The organism is Aeromonas sp. R1-1, from assembly GCF_040908495.1.
In the GTDB taxonomy this organism is placed as follows: Bacteria; Pseudomonadota; Gammaproteobacteria; order Enterobacterales; family Aeromonadaceae; genus Aeromonas; species Aeromonas veronii.
In genome coordinates, this window is record NZ_JBFODV010000139.1 from 1 (window position 1) to 3,834 (window position 3,834).

A 3,834-nucleotide genomic window follows, 5' to 3' on the forward strand; every position below is an offset into this window, starting at 1 on the left:
GTGCCGTTTTCGGTGGACTGGCCCGCCACCGGCGCACCGCCATTGCCTGGCTCCGGGTTCATATGGCAGTCGATGCAGGTGCGCCGCTTGGCGGGATCCTCGGCCTTGGCGAAGCTGGATTTTTCCCACTCGTCCCAGGTGTTGACGATGTTGGCGCCGGTGCCCGGGGCAAACTCGTTGTGGCACGATTTGCACAGGGCCGCGTCGCGGTAGAAATCCTTCTGATAGGAGGCTTTGTGGGCCGCTGGGCGGGCGTTGATCTGCCGCTCGGCCAGCCAGTGCTGGAGGCTGCCGCCCGGGGCATCCTCGAACACATAGCTCTCGCGGTCTTTCAAATTCACGGTAAAGGCGCTGTTGCCGCCCGCATCTTCCACTTTGGTGATGCGATGGCAGAGCACGCAGCCGGTCCCTTCCTCAACCACAGGTTCGCCCGCCTTGTGGGCAGCAATCAGCGAGGCGCCGCCCTGCTCGAACATGTGGGAGCCCTTGGGCAGATCCAGCTGGCCTGTCATCACTTGCTGGGGCATATGGCAGCCCTGACACCACTGGCCAAACGCTTCCCCTTCGGTTTCGCGGGCCAGCGCCTGCACCACCTTGTAGTAGGGGTGGGAGTTGCCCATCAGCCGGTGGTTGCTCTCGCTCCAGTCCTTGAACGCTTGGCTGTGGCAGTTCTGGCAGGAGGCTGAGTTGAGCCACTCCTTGGGATGAGTGGTTGGCGCCTTGGCGGGATCCGTGCGCGGGGCATCTAGCCGCAGCCAGTTGGCAAGATAGGGGAGGTTGCCATCGGCGGTGACGAAGGCGTGCAAGTCCTCCATCATCGCTTTCACTTCCGGTTGGGGCTTGGCGGGATCAACTGCTTCGGCGCCATCGCGGGTGTCGTGCCCCATGCCGCCCTGGGTCTGCTGGGTCATGCGCAGGTATTCGCCGACAAAATCCCCCGCCACCATGTTGGTGAGGTTGGCGTGGCCGTTGATGGCGTTGTCGCCGCTCTTCTGGCGATGGGCCGCCATCAGATAGCGGTTGGTGAAGTTGAACCCGTCCAGATGGCAGGAGTTGCAGCTCATCCAGTTGTCCCCTGCCATGGGGAAGCGTGAGTTGGACGCTGTGTTACCAAGGTTGAATAGCCGCTCGCCGCGCTGAAGCGGTTCGGGGCGCGGATCCGTCTCTACCAGCTTGGCAAAGTGGGGCACATCGACGGTGACCCGGGCAAACGGGCCGCTGCCGCTGCTATTGAGGCGGGTGAGATCCTGCCCCATGGCGTTGTGCACCAGAATATGGTCACCGTCGATCAGCAGATCCCGCGGATTCTGGCCCGGCAGGTGACGCAAGAGCTGGGTCGCCTTGGCGCCCCCCTGAAACTTCTTGCGGCGGTGGCGGTTGTTGTTGGACTTGCCGCTGCGGGAGAGGTCAAACACCAGCAGATCTTCCGAGCCCGCCAGGGTCAGATAGACCCGCTTGCCATCGGCGGCAAATCGGGCTGCAAACGGGTTGGAGACGATCTGGCTGCGGTTGCCGACGCTTGGCAGGTTGATCTGCAAAAAGAGCTGTTTTCTTTCATCGACCCGCTCTTTCTCCTCATCGAGATCAATGATGGAGACCGCTGGGAAGACGGTGCTCTGAAACTGGAAGGGGTGGCTGAAGCTCCACAGTACGTGAGGCAGCCAGGCCTCGCTGCCATCGGGGGAGAGGGCGATGCCATCGAGCAGGCGCGGCAAGCCTTGAGAGTCGCTCGGCGTGTCGCTATGGGTCTCGGCCAGGGTAATGAGCTTGGGCTTGGGAAGCGAAGCTCCCTTGGCGCCGTGGCCGAGCTTGGCGAGATCATAGATGGCGAGCTGGCCGGTCATGGCGTGGGTGAGCAGCAGGCGATCGTCGTCGGTCAGGGCCAGCCCACGGGGAGTCTCGGCGGTTTCTGCATCCAGCTGGAGGTTGCCGGCGGTGTCGTAGGCCTGCAGACGAGCGGATTCGAACAGGGTGACCCAGAACCACTGCCGCTTGGCATCGAAGATGACCCCATAGGGGCGGTGGCCGGTGGGGATCGTCTTTTCCAGATCGAGATCATCATCCAGCAGCAGCAGGCGATCGCCGCTGTAGTCGGTGACCAGCAGGGTACCACCATCGGCGCGGGCCAGCTGGCGCAGATCACCCCCCAGCTGCACCTCTTTTAAGCGTTTTCCGCTATCGCGCTCCAGCAGGGTGACGGAACCTGCGCTCAGGTTGGCGGTGACGAGGCGCGGGTTTTGCCCCTCTTCATAGGCGAGCATCCCTGAACCCATCTGCTGGGCCAACGCGAAGGGGCTGGCCAGCAGCATGACGAGGGCCAGCAGGGATGACAAATATGCAGAGAACGATGACTTCAACATGGGATCAGGAGCGCCATTTCAAGATGGTCCAGCGCCAGGCGTGGCGCAGCACCAGAGGAGTTAACGCCAATGCGCTCAGCCAGTGGGCCCAGCTGGCGAGGTTGCCCATGGCATCGCCCGGGGTGCCGTGCAGCACCAGCAGCAGGCCGCTGGCCAGACAGATCAGCAGGAGGGCTTCGATAATCCGCCCCGTGGTGCGTAAAAAGGGTTTGTTGCTGCGGTTCAACAAGCTGCGATGGGAGAGCCAGAAGGCGCCAAACAGCAGGGGAAACAGGGTGAGCGAGAGCATCACATGGAAAAACAGATTCCAGCGTGCCAGCGACCAGAGCGGGGTCAGAGGTTCCCACAGCAGCAGGCCGGAGAAGAACATCAGATAGAGGGTGCCCTCGGCGGCCTGATGGTGGTAGGCCAGCCACTGCCAGAATTGTCGGGGTGAGAGAGAAAGGCTTGTCATAAAGGCTCCAGCACCCGGGCGGGGCAGCCCGGGGGGAGCAAGTTTATAACGCAGTAAGAGTAATGAAAAGTGTTATCAATTGTATTGCAAGTGAATCAAGGCTGAACAAGCACCGTGTTCCGGCTCGACTATTTATGCTCTGCCATCCGCTCGGTCACCGCATAGGGAAGGTGCGAACAAGTCCCTGATGTGAGATTGCAAGCCCCACTTGGTGCCTGTTATGAGGTTCAGCATGAATCATCAGCTCACCTTCGCGGATAGCGAGTTCAATGGCAAACGCCGCAAAACCCGTAAGGAGTTATTCCTGGCTCGTATGGATGCGTTGCTCCCATGGGCTATGATGCTGGAGGTCATCGAGCCCGTCTATCCCAAGGCAGGTAATGGCCGTCGCCCCTACCCACTCGATACCATGCTGCGCATTCACTGCATGCAACAGTGGTATAGCTTTAGCGACGGCGCCATGGAGGATGCGCTCTACGAGATTACTTCGATGCGTCTGTTTGCCAAGCTCTCACTGGACCAGCCCATCCCCGACCGCACCACCATCATGAACTTCCGCCATCTGCTGGAGCAGCGCCGGCTGGCCCGGCAGCTCTTCGACGCCGTCAACCAATGGCTTTCTGACGCCGGCATCATGATGAAGCAAGGCACGTTGGTCGACGCCACTCTCATTGAGGCCCCTTGCTCGACCAATAACAAGCGTGGCGAGCGTGACGGCGAGATGCACCAGACCAAGAAAGGTAATCAATGGTACTTCGGCATGAAGGCTCAGATCGGTGTCGATGCCAAGAGTGGCCTGACGCACAGTCTGGAGACCACGGCAGCCAATGAGCACGACCTCAATCAAGTGGGAAATCTGCTCCATGGCAAGGAGGCATTTGTGTTCGCTGACGCCGGATATCAGGGTGCAGAAAACCGTGAAGAGCTGGCAGATGTAAAGGCACAATGGGCGATTGCGATGCGACCTGGCAGGCTCAAGGAACTCAAAAAGCATCCGCGCAAAAACAAGGCTGTGATTGC

General features: G+C 60.7%; 3 protein-coding genes. 1 reads left to right on the top strand and 2 read right to left on the bottom strand.

All coding sequences use genetic code 11. The features are described 5' to 3' along the window. Positions 1-2,360 (bottom strand): YncE family protein (locus AB5Y92_RS08120; protein WP_368226406.1); only part of this gene is annotated, 2,360 nt, incomplete at its 3' end. A gap of 4 nt (positions 2,361-2,364) precedes the next feature. Further along, positions 2,365-2,814 (bottom strand): hypothetical protein, encoded by a 450-nt coding sequence (locus AB5Y92_RS08125; protein WP_005352687.1) that lies wholly within the window; start codon positions 2,812-2,814, stop codon positions 2,365-2,367. A 232-nt stretch (positions 2,815-3,046) separates the two neighbouring features. Between AB5Y92_RS08125 and AB5Y92_RS08130 the strand changes: the two genes are divergently transcribed. Further along, the coding region (locus AB5Y92_RS08130; RefSeq protein ID WP_368226408.1) for an IS5 family transposase at positions 3,047-3,834 on the top strand (788 nt) is incomplete at its 3' end.

Coding starts and splice junctions, on each gene's coding strand:
- AB5Y92_RS08125 (WP_005352687.1), bottom strand. CDS start 2,814: ATGACAAGCCTTTCTCTCTCACCCCGACAATTCTGGCAGTGGCTGGCC.